Below are 19,912 nucleotides of genomic sequence, written 5' to 3'. Positions count from 1 at the left end.
GGCAAACGAATCTGGAAGGAAAAGTTCGTAGGCTGAACTTGACCTGACAGACACCATCGGAAAAACCGGTAACTGTCAGATCAAGTCTGAACTACTACACGTAAGCCCAGGAAAGGGCGTCGGCCAGGGTAACTTGGCCCCTTGTTGGTTCACCAGCTACGTCTCTTCTATCGGGGTCGATTGTCCCGTCCGGCTCAATCCCGGACATTGCTCGGGGGCGCTTGGATGGAGTTCCTCTTCTTCCTGACGCTCCGCTTCCCGCTCAGACTCTCTCAGCAGCCATTGCTCCATGCGGGCATGCATCATTGCGTTTTTCTCTTCGCGGCGCCTAATGTCTGTCGCAAGGTCTTTATGAAGAGAGAAAGCCATTAGGACCATCAGCAACATAAAAGGAAATGCGGCGACAATGGAAAGAGTGCGGAGCCCGTTCAGCCCGCCGCTCAGCAAGAGCACGGAGGCCATTAACAGCTGCAAGCAGCCCCAGAGCACTCGAACAAAGCGTGTTGGCGTTAGTACACCCTTGGAGGTGAACATGCCCAGTACGAAGGTGGCTGAGTCCGCAGAGGTGACCACAAACATCGAGACCAGTATGACCGCCAGAACAGCGGCGACCCCACCCCAAGGCAGTTGATCTAAAAGTACGTAAAGACCGGATGGAACTTCTTCTGCCACGGCATCGGCGATACCGACGCCTTCAAACAGTTCGAAATGGATGGCGGAACCACCAAAGGTTGAGAACCACAGCATGCTCAAGGCGACGGGAATGACCATTACCCCCATGACGAACTCCCGAATGGTTCTTCCCCTTGATATTCGGGCGATAAAACTCCCCACGAAGGGCGCCCAGCTTAACCCCCATGCCCAGTAAAACATGGTCCACTGCTCCACCCACTTTTCGTCGGAGTGGGGGGCGGTTACCAGGCTCATTTCGATGAGGTTTCCGAGATACTCGCCAAGCGTTTGGGTGAGCTCACCAAAAATAAAGGCCGTGGGTCCCGTGACCAGGACGAAGAGCAGGAGGCCGCTCGCGATTACAAGGTTGGCGTTACTGAGATGGCGTATGCCCTTGTCGAGTGGCGTCATGGCCGATATGGTAAAAAGCGTTGCAAGCCCTCCCAGGATCATAAACTGCGATGTGGTCGAGTAATCCATTACACCCAGCCGGGAGAGGCCGCTATTGACCTGCAGCGCGCCAAGCCCCAGAGTCGTTGCAACCCCGAACAAGGTGGATACTACCGCCAGAATATCGATGGCTTTTCCCCAACCGCGGTCTACTCGCTCTCCCAACAGGGGGCGGAATGTTTCGCTGATCAAACCATAGCTATTGTGGCGAAAACGGACATAAGCGATAGCCAGACCCACAAGGGTAAAGTTGGCCCATTGGTGAAAACCCCAGTGAAAGAACGAGTAACGCATGCCCAGCTGCGCCGCCTCTACGCTGCGCGGCTCGGCAAGGCCCAGGGGCGGAACGTTCAAGTGCATGATGGGTTCCGCCACGCCCCAGAACACCAGTCCAACGCCCATGCCCCCCGAGAAAATCATGGCCAGCCAGCTGGTGAAGGAGAACTCCGGCAACTCGTTCTCCTGGCCCAGGCGGAGGTTTCCGAACCTGGAGAACGCCAGGAAAAAGATAAATAGTACAAAGCCGGTGGTTGCCATCAAGTACATCCAACCAACATTTTTGGCGGTTGCATCGAGGACTTTCTGGGCGATTGCTTCAACAGTTTCCGGCTGAAGGGCAGAGGTGACGACAAAGGCGGTAATAATGAGTAGTGAGGTGTAGAAAACCACCCCGACATCACCGAGGTGTCTCTTCAGGAAAGTTGTTAATCGGTTCATAAATAGCTCACCAGACAGTTCTCACGTTTCTACCCGTTTCGACGTAGGATCCATTAAAAATAATCATTGTCTCTCTTTTGAGAACCAGCGATACAAAGACACAAACAGAGCCGCGATGTACCAACCGTACAAATAGGCTTCAACTAATCCAATTAAAAATCCCGACCACGTAAGCCATTCGAAGCCGGGCAATAAAGGCGCCCAAGCTTCGTACATACGCATCTGCGCCGGGGCGAGCAGGCCAAAGCCTACGCACAGCAGATAGCTGATTACTAACAGAACTGACAGGGTGTTGCCTAGCGGGACGGTACGTAAACGGGTATTCACTACAGTAGAATCGTTCATAGCTAATTTCCTCTTCTCGTTACAGAAATTCTGAATTCTTTGCCTTAAACAAGCTTGTGTCGGCGATTTTGTCTGCTCAGTTTTTGACCGGCGTAAGCGCTTGTGCCGGCGCAAAGAGCCAGTGCTCTTATGCAGCTAAACCGCACGACTGGATCGAATTGCCATGCAGCCAAGCATATGTCTGTGCGACAGCCACATTATCAGTGGCGGGAGAATAATCCACTGCAGAAGTGGAGCTAGCCCCACGCCTAACAGCGGTATGACCGGCATTGAGTCTGCGTATGTCCACCGCTCTAGCGGGCCAGTCGCCAGCCATTCCATGACGATGGTCACGAGAAGTGCCGCAACCAGAAGGGTGATAGCAGGCTTTCGTTTTCCCTCGAGGAGCCATCGACGGTGTCCAAAGACTATTGAGGAAAACCAGAAGCTGGCCAGTAGAATCAGCACATCGCCGCCGGTAGCCTGTATACACAGCCAAACCACTGAGCCGTGAGACGAATTCGCCATACCCATGAACCAGGGTACTTGAAGCATCTCCCATAAAAAGTTTGTCAAAAAACCAAATCCCGCCAGGGGGAGTTCCGGCAAGACTACGGATAATCGGCTGGTGGGTGCTTCTTGGCGCATTCGTTCTATCACATTTTACTCCTGTTACGGGGTTTTCCACTCCATCTGTATAGTAAGGAGGCAGGACTCTAGCGACTAAGGCGGTGTTGCGCTCTCGTCGGCGGCTGCCACTGCCACGGCACCTCTCCCTTGCATCATGGCTATACCGACAATGACAACAATTATTCCAAGAATTTGGACGGGTTGGAGTCGCTCTTCAAAGAATATAAATCCAATTAGCAACCCAAGTGCCGGGGTTAGAAAGCTGAAGACGTTCAATCGGTTTAAGGGTGCGCGGGCCAGCAGGGCGAACCATAAATACATCATGGCGGCTGTCGCCAGAGCGGATAGAATGAGCAGGGAACCGGTGAACCGAAATGTCCACCGAATCTCCCACTGTTCGCCGCCCACCGCGGATGCAAGCAAGAGTATTCCGCCGCCTATTAATAACTGAACGGCCATGGGTGCGGCAACTGATCCCCCGGCACGCTTCTTTAATAAAATGTTGCCGATGGCTATTCCGATGGCGCCCACAAGAACCCAGGTAATTCCCCATAGATAACCGGCATTGTTATTGTCGAATCCGGACCAAGAAAGCAAGGTGACGCCCAAAAAACCTATGACAAGTCCGGCTATGCCCTTGGTCTTCAACGTTTCTCCGAGCCAAGCGGCGGCGATCGCTGCGGCAATCAGGGGCTGAGTACTTGCCAGGACAGTTGCCAGTCCCGGTGATAGGTGTCCTGCTGCTAGAAACATTCCGCCAAATCCCATCGCTGTATAGGACAATCCGATTAAGCTCAACAGCCCCAGGTCTCGGGGGCTAAAAGGGTAAGGCTCGCGCCGCCGCTGAACCAAGTGAACCGCGAAGAGCAGCCCTCCCGCAAGAAAAGCGCGCAAGGCAGCAAACAGCAAGGGGGGAGCGTCCGGCAGCCCCGTCACGATGAAAGGAAAACAGATGGCCCAGAGCAGTACAACTACCACCATCCAAGCAACGTTCGCGGCTTTTGATTGAGTCTTCATAGCGAATCAAGCCAACTCGCGGATACTGGTGGCCAGAAGGCCTCCGATATTGATGGCGTTGCTGGGATGTGAGATCGTATTACAACTGACCAGTCGAGCTGATTTTTCAATTAGCTCCATATCGGCTCCTTCCGCAAAGATTCCGTGAACGCCGATGCAGACCACTTTCGGCAGCCCAAGGCGATTAAGGTGAGCCATGGTTTCCAGCATGGTATGGCCGCTGGAGATAATGTCATCGACCAGTACCGGAGTGTGATTCAGCCATTGCTCAAGGTGAGGCACACTGATCTCGACCTCACGGTCGCCACGTCGGGTTTTACTCAATACGGTAAAGGGCACACCTGCCTGCTTTGCCACCGCAGTGACCCATTGCTCGCTCTCGCTGTCGGGGCCGATCAACACCGGATTGTCGACGATGGTGGCGATCCACTCCGCAATTACTGGCGCTGCGTGAGCGACCTGGGTGGGAATACCGTAGATTTCCGACAAATTATGGTAGCGGTGCAGGTGAGGATCAACGGTGACCAGCGCTGAAAAGTAGCGGGACAACAATTGCGCGAAGTAACGCGATGTCACCCCCCCCCCGCCGTGAAAGCGCTTGTCCTGGCGCATGTACGGAAGGTAGGGCGCCACCAGCAGAATCTCCTTGGCACCGAGGTCCCTGAGTGTTTCGGCCAGCAGGAGTAAAGGCAGGGTTCGGTGATCAGGTTGATAAAGGTCCGCCAGCACCACCACATTGAGGTCTTTAACCTCATCCAGCACCCGCACATAGCTTTCGCCATCGGGGAAGTGGCGCATGTCGAACTGACCCTCGCGAAGATCCAGCGACCCGCAAAGGGTTAGAGCAAGTTCTTTGTCACTGTGGAGGTTGAATAGCACATTCCAACGGATTGTCATGCCTGGTCCTTTTTTAAAATCAATGAGCGGTATTGGACGCGAATTGAGAAGGCCTTATGACGGATATTCAGAGATAGAAATAACGTCGGGACGACTGCGTAAGTACTCCAGCGCGTAGGCAAGCTCTCCTGCGGACTCGGCATGCAAGGTAAACAGAGGTTGGCCGGCCTCGACCCAGTCGCCGAGGCGTACATGTAAGTCGAGTCCCGAAGCTGGGGTGGCTGGCGCGCCGGCGAGCTTGGCTATGCGTGCCAGTAGACGGTTGTCGATGGCGGTAATGAAGCCATGACGACTTGCTGGCACCGGCTGAGTCTGAGCCGCCACCGGCAGTACGCGCATGCCGCCCTGGGCTTCGCAAATAGCTCTAAATTTTTGCCAGGCCCGACCACTGGTCAGGGATTGCGCGGCCAGATTGACGCCGCTGCCTTTTTCGACAAGCCCGGCAAGCTCGAAAATCGCACCGGCCAGTTGGATAGACCGATCCCTGAGGTCCGCAGATGCGTCTTCCTTGTTTTGGAGCACAGCCAGAACATCTCGGGCCTCCAGGGTGGGACCTATGCCTCGTCCGACTGGCTGCCGACCGTCGGTGATGACCGTCCGAACAGTCAGCCCGATCACTTCAGCGGTCTCGCGCAGCAGCCTTGCTAAACACTGGGCGTCCTCTTCACTGCGAACCTTGGCTGTGGGACCGACCGGAAGGTCGAGCACGACATGGGTGGCACCAGCGGCGGCTTTTTTAGACAGCACCGATGCCACTAGTTGTCCCTCGCTGTCGAGATCGATTGCCCGTTCGATACGAATCAGAACGTCATCGGCAGGGCTCAGGGAGACTGCACCGCCCCAGGCGATGCAGCCGCCTTCCTGCTCCACGACGCGCTGCATGTCGTCAATGGAAAGGGCGACCGGCGCCAAGGTTTCCATTGTGTCGGCGGTGCCTGCCGGAGAGGTGATCGCCCGCGAGGAGGTCTTTGGCATGATCAAACCCTCTGCAGCCACCATAGCTACCACAAGAGGCGTGGTTCTGTTGCCGGGCAGGCCACCAACGCAGTGCTTGTCTACGACCACATCGCGATGCCAGTCAAGGCGCTCCCCCGCGTTTATCATGGCCCGAGTTAAGCTGGCGGTCTCGGTTCGGTTTAATCCACGACTGGCGCACGCGGTCAGGAAGGTGGCCAGCTCCACGTCGGTATAAAACCCTTTGCAGATGTCCGAGATGATGGCGTCAAACTGTATGTCCTCCAGTGGCTTTCCATAGATCTTGGCACGCACCGAGCTCATGGATTCTACCGTGGGCGGGTGAACGAAACCGGCGAGTTCGCCAGGCTGGGGGGCAAGGGTGTGCCAAGCGGATTCCGACAGCCCGAATTCATCCGGTGCAAGCCAGTCTCCATGTATGACGTTGAGACTAGCCAAAACGCTTCGCTCGCCAATGTTGACTTGTACTCGGCTTTGAGCATTGAATCCTTCCGAGTGGCAGACGTGGCAATCATTGCGCATATAGACCACCAGCTCTTGATGGCTATCGATACCCAGTCGGCGCGGTTTCAGTAGGTAATGCTCTTCGGTCATCAAGGGCCCTTTTAATGGCGTCTCTATTTTCGATTGTGCGGAGGTACTCGGTGGCAACTCCAGGGTTCATGTTGGGCGTTGTCTTTAACGTTTTGGTCGACGAACAGGTAATACTCCTCTTTGAAGCGCGTCCACCAATCCTGCTTGATTGGAATACCGAACTTGATAAGGATGTCCTCCACACACTGGAGGCATAGCCGCGATGCGTCATAGGAGAAATCGAGCCGGTCGGATGTCTCGACAAAGGCGATATCATCCAAGCCATAGAGCTGATCGATTTCCGCAATGGCTTCGGTCAGTTTCTCGGTATTGATGGGTCGCTTAAGCCCGAGGTGACGGGTCACCAAGTTAACTTCCGAAACTCCCAGGCGATGCTCTTTATGCTTCATTTTCTGTCAGCCTCCTTTCGGCCTTCTTCCAGGCCGCGGCGGTAAGCTTGCTCCGTGTCCTGGTGGTTGTGTTCGCCATGCCCGCTTTCTCCGTGACCGTGCCCCTTATGCATAAAAAGGTGCATTAACGGACAGAGGAGAATGATCAGGTAGGGGAGAAACGGAAAGACGTGCGCTCCGTGCTCTACAAATAGAAAGTAAAGCGCTGCGCCAACCAACAAGATCGTCGCAAATCCGTGAAGACTGTTCCAGTAACCGGGTTTGTTAGCCATTAGGTTTCTCCAGTGCCGAGGTAGCGGCCTCTATCGGTGTGAAATCGAATCATTTATCGACACTCAGCTTTACACGCTTAAGAAGAATTGAATTGCCGATGACTGATAACGAGCTCACGGTCATGGCGATCACGCCGATCATGGGGTGTAGCAATCCGATGGCGGCGATGGGTATGGCGGCCACATTGTAGGCACTCGCCCAAATCAGGTTCTGAACAATTTTCCCAAAGGTGGCTCGGGAGAGGTGCATGGCTTCCACTACACCGGTCAGCTCACCGCGAACCAGAGTCACATCGGCCGCCTCAATGGCCACATCAGCGCCGGCACCTATGGCAATACCCACGTTTGCCTGTTTCAGCGCTGGCGCATCATTGATGCCATCGCCGACCATGGCGACATGATTGCCATGCTTTTTCTGCAGCTGACGAATTGCATCCACCTTGCCTTCCGGAAGTACCCCGGCCTGCACTTCGTCGATACCCACCTCCTCGGCAACAGCGCGCGCCGCACGTTCGTTGTCGCCGGTGATCATCACCACATGCAAGCCCAAGTCATGCATGCCGCGAATCGCGGCTACCGACTCCCCCTTGATGGTATCCGCCACCGCGACAATGCCACACGCTTGCCCATCAACCGCGACCAGTACGGCGGTGCGCCCGCGTCCCTCCAGATTGTCCAATTCTTGGTCCAAGGCCTCTAGACCGCTTATTCCTTCTTCGTTCAGCAGTTTGCGGTTGCCAATCAGTACCATCGTACCATCGACTCTGCCGGAAACGCCGCGCGCGCCAGTGGAACGAAATTCTTTGACCTCCCCCGGGCTCACCTGACGCTCGCGGGCGCCTTCGACAATGGCGCGGGCAATGGGGTGCTCAGAGGCATTTTCCACCGTCGCGGCCCACTGCAGCAGTTGTTGTTCTGTGACATTGTTGGCCGTAACCACTTCAGTCAGTTTGGGCTCGCCCCGTGTGATAGTGCCGGTTTTATCAAGCACCATCACCTTGACGTCTTTGAAGGTTTGAATAGCCTCGCCGGAGCGAATCAGAATGCCTCGCTCGGCCCCAATACCCGAGCCCACCATCAGCGCGGTAGGCGTTGCCAAGCCCAAAGCGCAGGGGCAGGCGATAACCAGAACCGCAATGGCGGCGAGAATAGCCAGTACTGGGGTGGTCGCCGTTTGATCAACCCAGGGCAGAAAATCCGCGCCCCATGCAAGTATGGGGCGCAGGCTGTCGGCGGCAACAAACCACACCGCAAAGCTTGCCAGGGCAATCAGAATGACGATGGGCACAAAACGCCCCGTCATGCGGTCGGCGAATTCCTGAATGGGCACTCGCGAGCCTTGGGCCTGTTCTACCAGTTTGATCACCTGGGACAAAAAGGTATCGCCGCCCACCTTGGTGGCCTTGACCCGTAAACGTCCCTCTTTATTGATGGTCGCGCCAATGACGGTATCGCCCGGAGATTTATACACTGGAACCGACTCGCCGGTGGCAATCGATTCATCCAGATGGCTCTCGCCTTCTACCACTTCGCCATCCGTCGGCACCTTGTCACCGGGGCGGATCACCATGATGTCGCCCGGTTGCAGTTCCTTGACGGGAACTTCCTGCTCCTGGCCATCGCGTTCGACCCGTGCGGTCTTGGCGCCCAAGGTTAATAATTTTCGGATCGCCTGAGATGCACGGCCCTTGGCTTTGGCCTCAAGATAGCGCCCCAATAGGTGAAAGGTCATGATGGTGGCGGCCATTTCAATGAATGACGTCATGGTGACGAAAAAGCCTGCCAGGCCGATCAGGTAGGGCGGAACGCTGCCCATGGAAATCAGTACATCCATGTTGAAGGTGCGGTTGGTGAGCGAGCGCCAGGTGGACTTGTGAGTGGCTGCGCCGCCATATAGAAAAACCACCGGAAACGCCAACAGGGCCACAATCAAAAGATAACCGGGGATCGGTTTCCAGAACATGTGCGGGATCATCAACACCATGATCAGTGTTGTCGGTATCCCGGCGATCCAAAGGCGTTTCAAAGCCTGATTCAAGTAGGCGTCTTCGATATCGGCATCCTTTTCCGCTTCATCTTCCGCTGCTTCGGAGGAGGCTTGAGCGACATCGTAGCCGGCTTTTTCAACCGCCTGTTTAAGCTGTTCAACACTGGGTCCAGCGTCGGTCATTACGACGTGAACCTTGTGGCTGGCGATATTGGTTTTGATACTCTCAATGCCCTCTAGCCGCTGGAGCGATTCACGCACAATGCCCGCACAGTGGTCTGAGCCCATGCCCGGCACGATAAGCTGGGCGTTCTTTCCCGCCCCCGAAGTGTTGGCTGCGGCGACGTCGTAGCCGGCGTTTTCCACAGCTTTGCGGAGATCGTCCAGGTCCACCGTCGAGGGGTCGTAGGTGACTTCTACGCGGTGGCTAGCGATATTGGTTGTAATGTCGCCGACGCTGTCAAGACGCTGTAGCGAGGTCTTTACAATACCCGCACAGTGGTCCGACCCCATGCCCGGCACAGTCAGCTTAGCCACAGCGCTCGAAGGTTGTGAGTCAACGCTCATTCTTTTCCCCTGCTTTTTCAGATCGCGAACGCTTTCTTCGTAGGTTCCAGCCCACCAGCGCAAAAACCGCCAGAAGAACAATACCACTAATAATGGTTGTGAATTCTAAGCTCATTCAAAACTCCTGCTGCTGCAACTTATTGAGGCGGGGAATGAACATCGGGACGTGCTGTCGATAAGCCCGATATTCATCACCAAACTGTTCCAGCATCTGCCGCTCTTCTTTCAGAGCCAGTAGCGTGTAGGCTAGGACAATTACTGGGAAGGCGATCAGTGAGACAATCGTCGGCCAGTGCACAACCCCTTCACCGAACACGATGAGAAAGAGGCCAGTGTATTGGGGGTGGCGAACAATCGCGTAAATGCCATCGGTCATTAGAGTCTCACGGCGCCGTGCTTGATGTATCCGGCGCCAGCCCTCCGCGACCAGAGTTGCTCCTACGAATACCAGGCTATAGCCGAGCAGCATGGCTATGACGTGCGCGGTAGGAGTGCCGAACAATTGCGCCCAGAGGTTGCCGCCTTCGTTCCATGCCAGATCGAGGCCGAAGAATCGGGTTAGAAAGTAGATCGTTAAAGGAAACCCGTACATTTCAGCGTAGAAGGCGATAATAAAGGCCTGCAGCACGCCAGCGCGCGTCCATTCTTTCCAGCTGGCCGGAGCTAGATATCGGTACATCAGCCATGAGACAACAACCGTGACGATAATTGCCAGACCCCAGGTTCCTACATGCATGCGCTTGTGCCTCTGTTTGTGTCAATAAGCTTTAGATATTCAATGATTGTGTCACACTGAACGTTTATCCTCCCCGCTCTCACTGAACTCCTCGATCAGATGACAGATCATGTTGCCTGTTGGCGCCCGGTCCGGTTTTGTTTCCCAATCCCTGACTGCGGAGTACATACGTTGCCGTAGTCGCTGACTATCTTGGAAGCCTTTCTCGTTCTCCTCCAGACGCTTCTGTATAAGCCCCCTAGCGAGAGGACAGGGGGATTCACCTTGATCAGCGGTTTCCAGGATTTCGGCGATATCGCTCACCGAAAAGCCGAGTTGTCTGGCGCTGAGGATAAACCTCATTCGACGCTTTTCCTTGGCACAGTACTCCTTGTAGCCATTGGACGGGTTCTTCGTTGGTTTCAGAAATCCAATACGGGTGTAGTAGCGAACAGTATCTACACTTACCCCAGTCTCATTAGCCAGTTGGTTAACACGCATAGGGTCACATCCCTTTCGTCAGCAATGTAAACAGGGTAACCTTGGGTGTTAGCTCTCATATTGATCCACGTCAAGGTCCTGCGTTAAAGACATAGGTTCAACTATCAATATCGGTATGGTNGACCTGTGTCCTGGTCACAGGTCAACTTAAAACTAGAGTNNGAAGGTTAGCCCATTTCCAGGACGTGACGAATAGATTACAAATTTGTAATCTTGACGTCATCTTTCTGTTGTTTTATTNTTCTTATCATGGTAGCTGAAAGATCTTACGCTTGGGCGACCGCCTTTTTGAGCAGGGGTGACGCGATAGANCGNTAGGGTAGAACTATTGCACCGACGCACAGGAANTNTAGATCGTNCGGGCAATATAGACGAGACNNTATAGNTTATAGNGANTGTCGCCGATTCNGNACAGACAAAGGNGTGNNTGGGTGAACCGGANAACAGTTNTTNTANTTCTACTAATAATNCCGNTNTTGTGGNAGGCCTCTGCCANGGNTATGNNCNNCTNTTGNACTATGGATNATNGAGCGANCGNGCTATCCANGAACTTANAAGNTNTTGCCGANCACACTGATCACCAAGCAATGGGCNCTGTCGAGAGCGTGCAGTCTGCAGAGGGGGCGTGCTGCGATACCGATAAATCGGGGGTTGGCTGTGCGGTGGTGGGATGTGCCTTGTCAATTCAGATGTTGACTTCTTCCGTGACTACCCCGGAGTCATTGGGGACTCGTTCTGAGGCTTCAGGTTTGCGCTACCTTGCCCTTCCTCTGGCACCGATTTTCCCTTTTCTAAGACCTCCAATCGCCTGATTTCACTCAATTAATCCGTGCTAACCAAGTACTAAAGGTAATGTGCCGTCCCAAAGGGAGGCGAAGCGGCGCTGCCTTTTAATTGAAACCTGAACACGAAGTGGCGATTTGTCATGGGAGGCAAATATGCATTCATCACGCCTTAAAATTCTGATGCTGGGGTTGCTCACGCTGCCCTTGCTAGTTGCTTGTGGGAAAGTGGAGGAGAGATTCGTTAATCCTGATCGGGCCATTGGTGGCGCTGAGGTGCTCACCGTCTACAAAAGTCGAAGTTGCGGCTGCTGCAAAAAGTGGATTGACCATATAGATGTCGAGGGCTTTGAAACAGATGTCCAACACCCATCAAGCCTGAAACTCATAAAAGATCGGTATCGGATCGCACCCAATCTCCGCTCCTGTCATACCTCCGTATCGTCACAAGGCTACGTCTTCGAAGGGCATATCCCGGCGCGCTACATCCAACAGTTTCTGGCCAACCCTCCGTCTGATGCTGTGGGTCTGACTGTACCCGCCATGCCCCTTGGCAGTCCGGGGATGGAGGCTGAAGATCGGTTTAGGGCTTATCAGGTCCTGCTGATGAAAAAAGATGGCAACACCGAAGTGTTTGTCAGTGTAGAGAACCCCGCCCAGCAATATCAGCCGGGTGATCAACAGGAAGTTCAGTTATGAGAGTNCTAGTCATAATGCTATCCGTTATGTCACTTGGTTTGGGCAGTGCTACAGCCCTTGCTCAGCCGGTTTCGGAATCGCTGACCTTGGAAGAAGCGGTAGCCCTCGCCNTCGAAGCAGATCCTTGGCTTGCTGGCAGCAAGCACACCCAGCAGGCGCTCAATGATGAGGCGACTGCCGCAGCGAGCTTGCCGGATCCCCGCGTGAGTCTGATGGCGGGCAATTTCCCCGTAGATAGCTTCGACATCAACCAGGAGGCTATGACTCAGTTGTCGGTGGGTGTCACGCAAATGTTCCCACGTGGTGACAGTCTGGCGCTTGCCAAACGGCAAAAACAGCAGCTTGCTGGACAGCACCCTCTGCTGAGGATAGATCGCCGCGCCAAGGTGGAAGCAACGGCCAGTCAGTTATGGCTAGAGGCCTACAGGGCACAGGAAAGTATTCGATTGATCGAGCGGNATCGGGGGTTGTTCGAGCAACTGGTGGAATCTGCCGAGGCCCATTATTCGTCGGCGTTGGGTCAGGTCCGTCAGCAGGATGTCATTCGCGCGCAGTTGGAGCTAACCCGTCTGGATGATCGCTTGACAACGCTAAAGCAGCAGAAAGAGGCCGCACAGCGCCGCCTGTCTGAATGGATCGGGGCTGCTGCAAGAGTCCCCTTAGCGCCGATACTGCCGACGCCATCACTCGCCAGGCCGCTTACTATACCGACTATCGAGGCCGCTGACGAACACGCACGCTACCAGTTGATCCGCCATCACCCAGCTCTGATGGCGCTGGAGCAGCGCATTGACGCGACCCAAACCGGCGTCGATTTGGCAGAACAGAAATACAAACCCGAGTGGGGCCTGACCGCCCAGTACGGCTCTCGCGCCCGCGATCCCATGGGGCGCGAGCGGTCTGATCTGTTCTCAATTGGCGTGACGTTCGATCTTCCCATTTTCACAGGCAACCGCCAGGACAGGGAGGTCAGCGCCGCCGTGAATCGAGCCGAAGCCATCAAAACCGAAAGGCACTTGCTTCGTCGCCAACTGATGGCAGAACTGGAAACGGCGAGCGTTCAGCTGACGCGGCTCGATGAGCGCTTGGCGCTGTACACCGAGCAGCTGCTACCGCAAATGGCCGACCAGGCAGAGGCTTCGTTGGCGGCCTATGGCAACGATAGCGGAGACTTCGCCGAGGCCGTCCGGGCGCGCATTGCCGAACTGAATGCCAAAGTCGAAGCACTTGTGATCGCGGTGGAGCGTCAGAAAATAATGGCCCAAATCAATTACCTGCTCGCCGAGCCCTCGTCGGACGATGCAGGGCAATCGAACCGTTTTAGGAAGGTAAACAATGAATACATTAACTAAAGTACTGCTTGGTACAACCGTGGGTGCGTTGCTCGGTGTATCGGGATTCTGGTTGTTGAGTGACGTCAACGAAAATGGGACTACAGCCACTGAGGGCGAACGGCAACCGCTGTACTGGGTGGCACCCATGGATGCCGAATATCGGCGCGACAAACCCGGCAAATCGCCCATGGGCATGGACCTTGTTCCGGTTTATGAGGAGGGCAGTGGTAAGGATGAGCCTGGGACCGTCAAAATTTCCCCCGTGGTGGTCAATAATCTCGGGGTGCGTACCGCTAGGGTTGACTCCGGCAGACTTCAGCCGGAGGTTAGAACCGTCGGGTATGTGCAATACAGTGAGAATCGCTTGGTGCATGTCAACCCGCGAGTTGAGGGCTGGATTGAGAAGCTCTACGTTGAAGCGGTTGGCGATCCGGTCAAAAAAGGCGAACCTTTGTACACGCTCTATTCGCCCACGCTGGTCAACGCCCAAGAAGAGCTGCTAATGGCGCTAAAGCGCGACAATTCAGTGGCTGTAGGTGCCGCGGTAGACCAGCTGTTGGCGTTGAATTTACCTCAGAATGAAATCGACCGGGTGCGTGAAACCCGAAGGATTAATCAACACATCACTTTCGTGGCCCCTCAGTCCGGTGTATTGGAGAATCTCTCGGTGCGTGAAGGCATGTTCATCAAACCCGGCACTAATATGATGAGCATAGGTCAGCTGGAGCACATCTGGGTGATCGGAGAGGTGTTTGAGCGCCAGGCGAACCTGGTCAGTGAGGGCGATCCTGTGCGTATGCGCTTGGACTATCTACCCGGTCGCGAGTGGTTAGGGCAGGTAGATTACCTCTATCCGTCACTCAATGCCGAAACCCGTACAGCCCAGGTCCGGGTGCACTTCCACAACCCCGACGGGTTCTTGAAACCAGGCATGTTCGCGCAGATGGTCATTGAAACCGAGGCGGGAGCGGAAACCCTGTTGATTCCACGTGAAGCCTTGATTCGTACCGGCAGTCAAGCACGCGTGGTGTTGGCACTAGGAGAGGGCAGGTTTAGATCCGTAGTCGTTGAAGTGGGGCGCGTCGGAGAGCGGCACGTGGAAATTCTGGCTGGCTTAAATGAAGGGGAGCGTGTCGTCACCTCCGCACAATTCCTGATCGACTCGGAATCCAGCAAAACCGCAGATTTGGAACGCATGACGCCGCGTCCCGACCAGAGCGAACAGGCCTCTGTTGAAGAAGACATTGAACCCTCGTCGACTTGGGTTTCCGCTCGTATTCTCAGCCTGATGCCCGATCATCGTATGGCCACTCTCGAGCACGAGCCGATACCAGATTGGGATTGGCCCGCCATGACCATGGATTTCATGGTCGAGGAAGGCGTCAGCATGGAGGATCTCGAGCCGGGGATGCGCCTGCATGTACAGATCGTCAACGATAGCGGCGGTGACTACCGCTTGAGCCAAGTTCACATCCCCGGTGAAGGATCTTCAGGCGATACCGAATCTTCTGAAATGGACCACAGCCAGCATAAAGGGGGAGGCCAGGGCTCGATGCCGGAACCGAGCGAGAAGGGCCACGATGAGATGTCTATGCCGGACCACGACAGCATGAGCCAGGACGCCATGGAACACGATCATCACGACAACGAGGAGCATCGTCATGATTGAGTCCATCATTCGTTGGTCCATCAGCAATCGATTTTTCGTGCTGCTGGGCACCTTGATGCTGGTGGGTGTGGGCCTCTATTCCGTGAAGAATACCCCCGTAGACGCGATCCCGGATCTATCCGACGTACAGGTCATCATTAAGACCAACTACCCCGGGCAGGCGCCGCAGGTGGTGGAGGATCAAGTCACCTATCCACTGACCACGGCCATGCTATCGGTGCCGGGCGCGGAAACCGTGCGGGGCTATTCTTTTTTTGGCGATTCCTATGTCTATGTCATTTTTGATGATGATACTGACGCCTACTGGGCCCGTTCGAGGGTGCTGGAGTATCTGTCCCAAGTGGCTCCCACACTGCCACCAAGCGCCCGGCCACAACTTGGGCCGGACGCAACCGGGGTTGGCTGGGTCTACCTCTACGCGTTGGTGGATCGCAGTGGCAAGCATGACTTGAGCCAGCTGCGCAGCCTGCAGGATTGGTTCCTGAAATACGAGCTGCAAACGGTGAGCGGCGTTTCTGAGGTATCGGCCCTTGGCGGCATGGTCAAGCAGTACCAGGTGAAGGTTAATCCGGAAAAGCTACGTGCTTTTGATATCCCGCTGTCGCATATTCAGAACGCCATTCAACGTGGCAACCAGGAGATCGGTGCCTCAGTGGTGGAAATGGCGGAAGCAGAGTATATGGTGCGCGCCACGGGTTACGTCCAAAGCGTGGAGGATCTGGGTAACATTCCCTTGGGTGTGAACGCTAACGGCGGGCCGCTGCTACTAAAAAACGTGGCTGAGATCCAGGTGGGTCCACAGATGCGCCGTGGCATAGCTGAGCTCAATGGTGAAGGTGAAACTGTGGGCGGTATCGTGGTGATGCGCTCGGGAGAAAATGCTCAAAAAACCATTGACGGCGTCAAAGCAAAGCTGGAAAAGCTCAAAAGCGGTTTGCCCGAAGGGGTAGAGATTGTCACCGTTTATGATCGTTCCGGATTAATCTCCCGGGCCGTTGACAGTTTATGGAAAAGTCTGCTCGAAGAACTTGCCATTGTGGCGCTGATCTGCGTCATTTTCCTCTTTCATGTCAGGTCATCACTGGTTGCTGTCATCAGCCTTCCGTTGGGCATTTTGACGGCTTTTATCGTGATGCATCTTCAAGGTCTGAACGCCAACATTATGTCGCTGGGCGGTATCGCGATTGCAATAGGCGCGATGATTGACGGTGCCATCGTTATGATCGAGAACATGCACAAGCACATGGAGCGGACGCCTTTGACGCCGGAAAACCGTTGGCAAGTAGTGGCGAAATCGGCTTCGGAGGTGGGCCCCGCATTGTTTTTCAGTCTGCTGATTATCACCGTAAGCTTTATTCCGGTGTTTACCCTGGAGGCCCAGGAGGGACGGATGTTCAGTCCGCTGGCATTTACTAAAACCTATGCCATGGCGGCCAGTGCGGCGCTCGCTGTTACAGTGGTTCCGGTTTTGATGGGGTATTTCATTCGAGGAAAGGTGGTCGCCGAAAGCAAGAACCCGGTAAACAGGCTACTGATTGCTGGCTATATGCCATTGCTCAAAGGCGTCTTGCGGTTCCCCAAAACCACGCTTGCAATGGCTGTTGTGATACTTTTGATTGGGATCTGGCCAGTCAATCAAATCGGCAGTGAGTTTATTCCTGACTTAGATGAGGGCGACCTGATGTATATGCCCACCACTTATCCGGGGCTGTCCATCGGAAAAGCCAGGGAGTTACTGCAACAAACCGATAAGTTGATTGCTACGGTGCCGGAAGTCAAAACCGTGTTCGGCAAGATCGGTCGTGCCGACACGGCGACTGACCCAGCGCCACTGACTATGATTGAAACCTTCATACAGCTCAAACCCAAAGACCAGTGGCGCGAGGGCATGACCACAGAGAAACTCAAAAAGGAGATGGATGCTCTAATACGATTCCCCGGCCTGACCAACGCCTGGGTGATGCCCATCAAAACCCGAATTGACATGCTGGCGACCGGCATCAAAACGCCGGTAGGTATTAAAGTGGCGGGCGAGGACTTGAAAGAAATCCAGGCCATTGGCCAGCAGTTGGAACAAGTCCTTAAAGATGTGCCCGGAACCGCCTCGGTTTACTCTGAGCGGGTGGCCGGTGGTCGCTATATCAAGGTGGATATTCAGCGGGAACAGGCGGCACGCTATGGCCTGAATATTGCCGATGTGCAGCAGGTGGTGGCTACCGCCATTGGGGGAATGAATGTGTCGCAGACGATTGAGGGGCTTGAACGCTATCCGATCAATTTGCGTTACCCGCAGCATTACCGGGACTCGCCGGAACAATTGGCATTGCTGCCCATTGTTACGCCCGCCGGAGAGCGTATTGCACTTGGCGATGTGGCAAAGGTATATGTAGAGGAAGGCCCCCCGGCAATCAAGAGTGAAAATGCACGGCTCAACGGCTGGACTTTTGTGGATATCGAAGGCGTGGATGTAGGCACTTACGTTGAGCAGGCCATGGTGACCGTTCAGGAACAACTGGATTTGCCGGCGGGCTATTCGGTAACCTGGTCCGGCCAGTATGAATATATGCAGCGCGCCAAGGAGAAGATGACCTATGTAATACCGCTGACTTTGGCTATTATCATCATACTGCTGTACATGAACTTCAGGAGCTTCGCTGAAGTAGCCATAATTCTAGGAACCTTGCCGCTTGCTGTAATCGGGTCCATCTGGTTAATGTTCCTTTTGAATTTCAATTTCTCTGTAGCTGTGGCGGTCGGGTTTATCGCTCTCGCGGGTGTCGCGGTAGAAATTGGCGTCATTATGCTGACCTATCTCAATCAGTCGTACAGTCAATTCGTAAGTGATTGCAAAGAGAAAGGAGCGCCATTCCGTCGAGAGGAACTAATTCAAGCCGTGACACACGGAGCTGGGCTACGTGTCAGACCAGTGATGATGACGGGGGTTTCCACTTTTGCTGGCTTGCTGCCCATTATGTTTAGCTCTGGCACAGGTGCAGAAGTTGTTAGCCGAATTGCGGCTCCAATGGTGGGCGGTATGTTGAGCGCGATGGTTCTGACTCTGCTGGTGTTGCCGGTTGTGTATTACCTTTGGAGAGGGCATGCGTTAAAGGGTTAGTATTGCTAAATTGATTCCTGATGGAGTGGATATTTTCTCAGGCTTGAGTATAAGTTTGGGGAAGACTGCAAAAAAAGGAGTTGAACACCACTGGTACGCTCGGCATTGACCGAGCGTACCAGTGGTGTCATATCAACCCCCGCTCCGCAAAACTCACCACCTCATCACTCCCAACCACCATGTGGTCAATGACCCGAACGTCCACCAACTGAAGGGCTTCCTTCAGCCGCTCTGTCAGCCGCCGGTCGGCGGTGCTGGGTTCGGGGTTGCCGCTGGGGTGGTTGTGAACCAGTAGTACCGCAGCGGCGTTGTGGCTCAGCGCTGTCTTCACCACTTCGCGGGGATGGACGGAAGCGCCGTCAATGGTTCCGTAGAACAGCTTGGCGATATCCAGCACGCCGTGGCGGTTGTCCAGCAGAACCATGCCGAAGACTTCCCGGTCTTCTTTGCCAAACGCCACCCGCAGGTAGCGGCGGGCCAAGTCGGGGCTGACCAAGTAGTTGCTGCGCAGGAAGCGCTCCTGCAGGATCACCTCAGCCCAGTCTAGTACCAGTGCTTCAGACAGGCCATGGTGGTCGTCGCCTTTGTTGGCGGGTGGGTAGAAAGGCAGAGTATCCGGGGTATTTGTGTCTTTCATCAGAATGTCCTCGCATAGGGCGGCCCCCGGCAGCGAATGAACGCCGCCGGTGTATGAGTGGGCCGGTCAGGGGAGAGAAAAGGGTTATTGCGCTTTTGTACGCTGTTCGAGCTTGTCGGCCAGGGAGAGGGGGTGCGCGGTGTTAGCCGGTGGCTTCGTAGTGGCGTCGGGGTAGAACTCCTCCAGAATAACTGGGGTTTCGTCCTCGTCGTCCTCGAAGGCGGAGTTAGCCAGGGCCGACCGTGCCGCTTGATCCAAGGCGTCCTGGTCGTAGCCAGACTCATGTCGCTGTTGAGCGGTTTCGCGCGCTTGGGTGATAGCCGCTTCCAGGGTCAGACCTTCGCGGATACCGAGATCGACATAGAAGATCGGTGTCCTATGGCTTTGGGTGGTGCTTTTACCGCGCAGGCGAAGCTCCAGTGGCAGGCAGGCCAGCAGTCCGCCGGAGACGGCTTGGAAGTACCTCAGCCGAGCCATCAAAGTACGGATGCTGTTGAACCCGGTGGTGCGGAAGATGAAGGTGCCCAGAGGGTCGTAGTCACCCACCATCACATTCAGCCGCCCGTAGGGCTTGCACTTGCCACCAGCGGCGAACTGGCAATGCGCGGGAGCCGGGCAGGGCAACTGCTCCATGACTTCCTCGTGGCGACGCCGACATTGCTCGCCGTCCCCGGCACAGACCGGTCGACCGGTGCTTCGGTCAAACAACGTGTACTCGGCCCGGAAGTTCAGGTCGGGGTCGCTAAAGGGCAGGGTGACCGGAATCGTGCGCAGCTTGCCGGTCTCAGTCTGGTCCCGCAGTTCAGCATCCAGTGGATGGAGCAACCATCCCTCTGGGCTCTGCACCTGGGTGGTTAAGGTAAATTGATCGTCTTTCTCCGGCAGACGCATGCCGTTCTTTTCGGTCACGCGCCCAATACTGATTCGGCCGATGACCGGCGGGGTAATCGCAAGGCCTTTAATCATGGC

17 protein-coding genes are annotated in these 19,912 nt (G+C 55.1%); 4 read left to right on the top strand and 13 right to left on the bottom strand.

Annotation, left to right across the window (positions count from 1 at the left end; all coding sequences use genetic code 11):
* Positions 1–156: 156 nt before the first annotated feature.
* The 11 genes from CMG77_RS14455 to CMG77_RS14405 all read right to left on the bottom strand — a co-directional run bounded on the left by CMG77_RS14455 (position 157) and on the right by CMG77_RS14405 (position 10,707).
* A complete protein-coding gene (locus CMG77_RS14455) occupies positions 157–1,839 on the bottom strand; it encodes a BCCT family transporter (RefSeq protein WP_008930125.1) in 1,683 nt (560 codons plus the stop codon).
* Between the two features lie 63 nt (positions 1,840–1,902).
* A complete protein-coding gene (locus CMG77_RS14450) occupies positions 1,903–2,184 on the bottom strand; it encodes a DUF5676 family membrane protein (RefSeq protein WP_008930126.1) in 282 nt (93 codons plus the stop codon).
* A gap of 702 nt (positions 2,185–2,886) precedes the next feature.
* Positions 2,887–3,810, bottom strand: coding sequence for a DMT family transporter (locus CMG77_RS14445; RefSeq protein ID WP_265367056.1), 924 nt, complete (start codon positions 3,808–3,810; stop codon positions 2,887–2,889).
* A gap of 6 nt (positions 3,811–3,816) precedes the next feature.
* Positions 3,817–4,707, bottom strand: a complete 891-nt coding sequence (locus CMG77_RS14440) for a ribose-phosphate pyrophosphokinase (RefSeq protein ID WP_286904948.1) — start codon at positions 4,705–4,707, stop codon at positions 3,817–3,819.
* A gap of 54 nt (positions 4,708–4,761) precedes the next feature.
* Complete coding sequence (locus CMG77_RS14435; RefSeq protein WP_286804667.1) at positions 4,762–6,276, bottom strand: thymidine phosphorylase family protein; 1,515 nt, start codon at positions 6,274–6,276, stop codon at positions 4,762–4,764.
* Positions 6,277–6,299: 23 nt separating this feature from the next.
* Positions 6,300–6,665: a hypothetical protein gene (locus CMG77_RS14430; protein WP_008930132.1), complete on the bottom strand. Its 366-nt coding sequence runs from the start codon at positions 6,663–6,665 to the stop codon at positions 6,300–6,302.
* Positions 6,662–6,937 (bottom strand): DUF2933 domain-containing protein, encoded by a 276-nt coding sequence (locus CMG77_RS14425; protein WP_008930133.1) that lies wholly within the window; start codon positions 6,935–6,937, stop codon positions 6,662–6,664. Before CMG77_RS14425 ends, CMG77_RS14430 begins: the two co-directional genes overlap by 4 nt.
* A 49-nt stretch (positions 6,938–6,986) precedes the next feature.
* On the bottom strand, positions 6,987–9,461 hold the full coding sequence (locus CMG77_RS14420; RefSeq protein WP_286804668.1) for a heavy metal translocating P-type ATPase: 2,475 nt from the start codon (positions 9,459–9,461) through the stop codon (positions 6,987–6,989).
* Positions 9,462–9,480: 19 nt separating this feature from the next.
* Positions 9,481–9,606 (bottom strand): hypothetical protein, encoded by a 126-nt coding sequence (locus CMG77_RS14415; protein WP_255357626.1) that lies wholly within the window; start codon positions 9,604–9,606, stop codon positions 9,481–9,483.
* On the bottom strand, positions 9,607–10,227 hold the full coding sequence (locus CMG77_RS14410; RefSeq protein WP_265367060.1) for a methyltransferase family protein: 621 nt from the start codon (positions 10,225–10,227) through the stop codon (positions 9,607–9,609).
* A gap of 51 nt (positions 10,228–10,278) precedes the next feature.
* The gene (locus CMG77_RS14405; RefSeq protein WP_265367061.1) at positions 10,279–10,707 is read right to left on the bottom strand and encodes a MerR family transcriptional regulator; all 429 of its coding nucleotides are present in this window, start codon (positions 10,705–10,707) and stop codon (positions 10,279–10,281) included.
* A 938-nt stretch (positions 10,708–11,645) separates the two neighbouring features.
* Here CMG77_RS14405 and CMG77_RS14400 point away from each other — a divergent pair.
* The 4 genes from CMG77_RS14400 to CMG77_RS14385 all read left to right on the top strand — a co-directional run bounded on the left by CMG77_RS14400 (position 11,646) and on the right by CMG77_RS14385 (position 18,306).
* Positions 11,646–12,188, top strand: a complete 543-nt coding sequence (locus CMG77_RS14400) for a DUF411 domain-containing protein (RefSeq protein ID WP_265367062.1) — start codon at positions 11,646–11,648, stop codon at positions 12,186–12,188.
* On the top strand, positions 12,185–13,540 hold the full coding sequence (locus tag CMG77_RS14395) for a TolC family protein (protein WP_502691942.1): 1,356 nt from the start codon (positions 12,185–12,187) through the stop codon (positions 13,538–13,540). The genes CMG77_RS14400 and CMG77_RS14395 overlap by 4 nt, the downstream gene beginning before the upstream one ends.
* A complete protein-coding gene (locus CMG77_RS14390; RefSeq protein ID WP_286804670.1) occupies positions 13,524–15,191 on the top strand; it encodes an efflux RND transporter periplasmic adaptor subunit in 1,668 nt (555 codons plus the stop codon). Before CMG77_RS14395 ends, CMG77_RS14390 begins: the two co-directional genes overlap by 17 nt.
* Entirely contained in the window at positions 15,184–18,306 is a 3,123-nt protein-coding gene (locus tag CMG77_RS14385) for an efflux RND transporter permease subunit (protein ID WP_286804671.1), read from the top strand. Before CMG77_RS14390 ends, CMG77_RS14385 begins: the two co-directional genes overlap by 8 nt.
* Positions 18,307–18,433: 127 nt before the next feature.
* Here CMG77_RS14385 and radC read toward each other — a convergent pair whose 3' ends face one another.
* Positions 18,434–18,943 carry a RadC family protein gene (gene radC / locus CMG77_RS14380; RefSeq protein WP_286804672.1) on the bottom strand — a complete coding sequence of 170 codons (510 nt, stop codon included), beginning with the start codon at positions 18,941–18,943 and terminating at the stop codon, positions 18,434–18,436.
* Positions 18,944–19,027: 84 nt separating this feature from the next.
* A complete protein-coding gene (locus CMG77_RS14375) occupies positions 19,028–19,909 on the bottom strand; it encodes a recombination directionality factor (protein ID WP_286804673.1) in 882 nt (293 codons plus the stop codon).
* Between the last annotated feature and the right edge of the window lie 3 nt (positions 19,910–19,912).

The organism is Marinimicrobium sp., assembly GCF_002695945.1.
In the GTDB taxonomy this organism is placed as follows: Bacteria; Pseudomonadota; Gammaproteobacteria; order Pseudomonadales; family Cellvibrionaceae; genus Marinimicrobium; species Marinimicrobium koreense.
Note: the sequence above shows the minus strand (reverse complement) of the source record. Positions and strands in the feature narration are given on the sequence as shown.

Bases quoted from the DNA above. Each gene is read 5' to 3' on its own strand.
- CMG77_RS14425 (WP_008930133.1), bottom strand. From the start codon at position 6,937: ATGGCTAACAAACCCGGTTACTGGAACAGTCTTCACGGATTTGCGACG.
- CMG77_RS14450 (WP_008930126.1), bottom strand. From the start codon at position 2,184: ATGAACGATTCTACTGTAGTGAATACCCGTTTACGTACCGTCCCGCTA.
- CMG77_RS14405 (WP_265367061.1), bottom strand. From the start codon at position 10,707: ATGCGTGTTAACCAACTGGCTAATGAGACTGGGGTAAGTGTAGATACT.
- CMG77_RS14385 (WP_286804671.1), top strand. From the start codon at position 15,184: ATGATTGAGTCCATCATTCGTTGGTCCATCAGCAATCGATTTTTCGTG.
- CMG77_RS14400 (WP_265367062.1), top strand. From the start codon at position 11,646: ATGCATTCATCACGCCTTAAAATTCTGATGCTGGGGTTGCTCACGCTG.
- CMG77_RS14390 (WP_286804670.1), top strand. From the start codon at position 13,524: ATGAATACATTAACTAAAGTACTGCTTGGTACAACCGTGGGTGCGTTG.
- CMG77_RS14410 (WP_265367060.1), bottom strand. From the start codon at position 10,227: ATGCATGTAGGAACCTGGGGTCTGGCAATTATCGTCACGGTTGTTGTC.
- CMG77_RS14375 (WP_286804673.1), bottom strand. From the start codon at position 19,909: ATGATTAAAGGCCTTGCGATTACCCCGCCGGTCATCGGCCGAATCAGT.
- CMG77_RS14435 (WP_286804667.1), bottom strand. From the start codon at position 6,276: ATGACCGAAGAGCATTACCTACTGAAACCGCGCCGACTGGGTATCGAT.
- CMG77_RS14440 (WP_286904948.1), bottom strand. From the start codon at position 4,707: ATGACAATCCGTTGGAATGTGCTATTCAACCTCCACAGTGACAAAGAA.
- radC (WP_286804672.1), bottom strand. From the start codon at position 18,943: ATGAAAGACACAAATACCCCGGATACTCTGCCTTTCTACCCACCCGCC.
- CMG77_RS14415 (WP_255357626.1), bottom strand. From the start codon at position 9,606: ATGAGCTTAGAATTCACAACCATTATTAGTGGTATTGTTCTTCTGGCG.
- CMG77_RS14430 (WP_008930132.1), bottom strand. From the start codon at position 6,665: ATGAAGCATAAAGAGCATCGCCTGGGAGTTTCGGAAGTTAACTTGGTG.
- CMG77_RS14455 (WP_008930125.1), bottom strand. From the start codon at position 1,839: ATGAACCGATTAACAACTTTCCTGAAGAGACACCTCGGTGATGTCGGG.
- CMG77_RS14445 (WP_265367056.1), bottom strand. From the start codon at position 3,810: ATGAAGACTCAATCAAAAGCCGCGAACGTTGCTTGGATGGTGGTAGTT.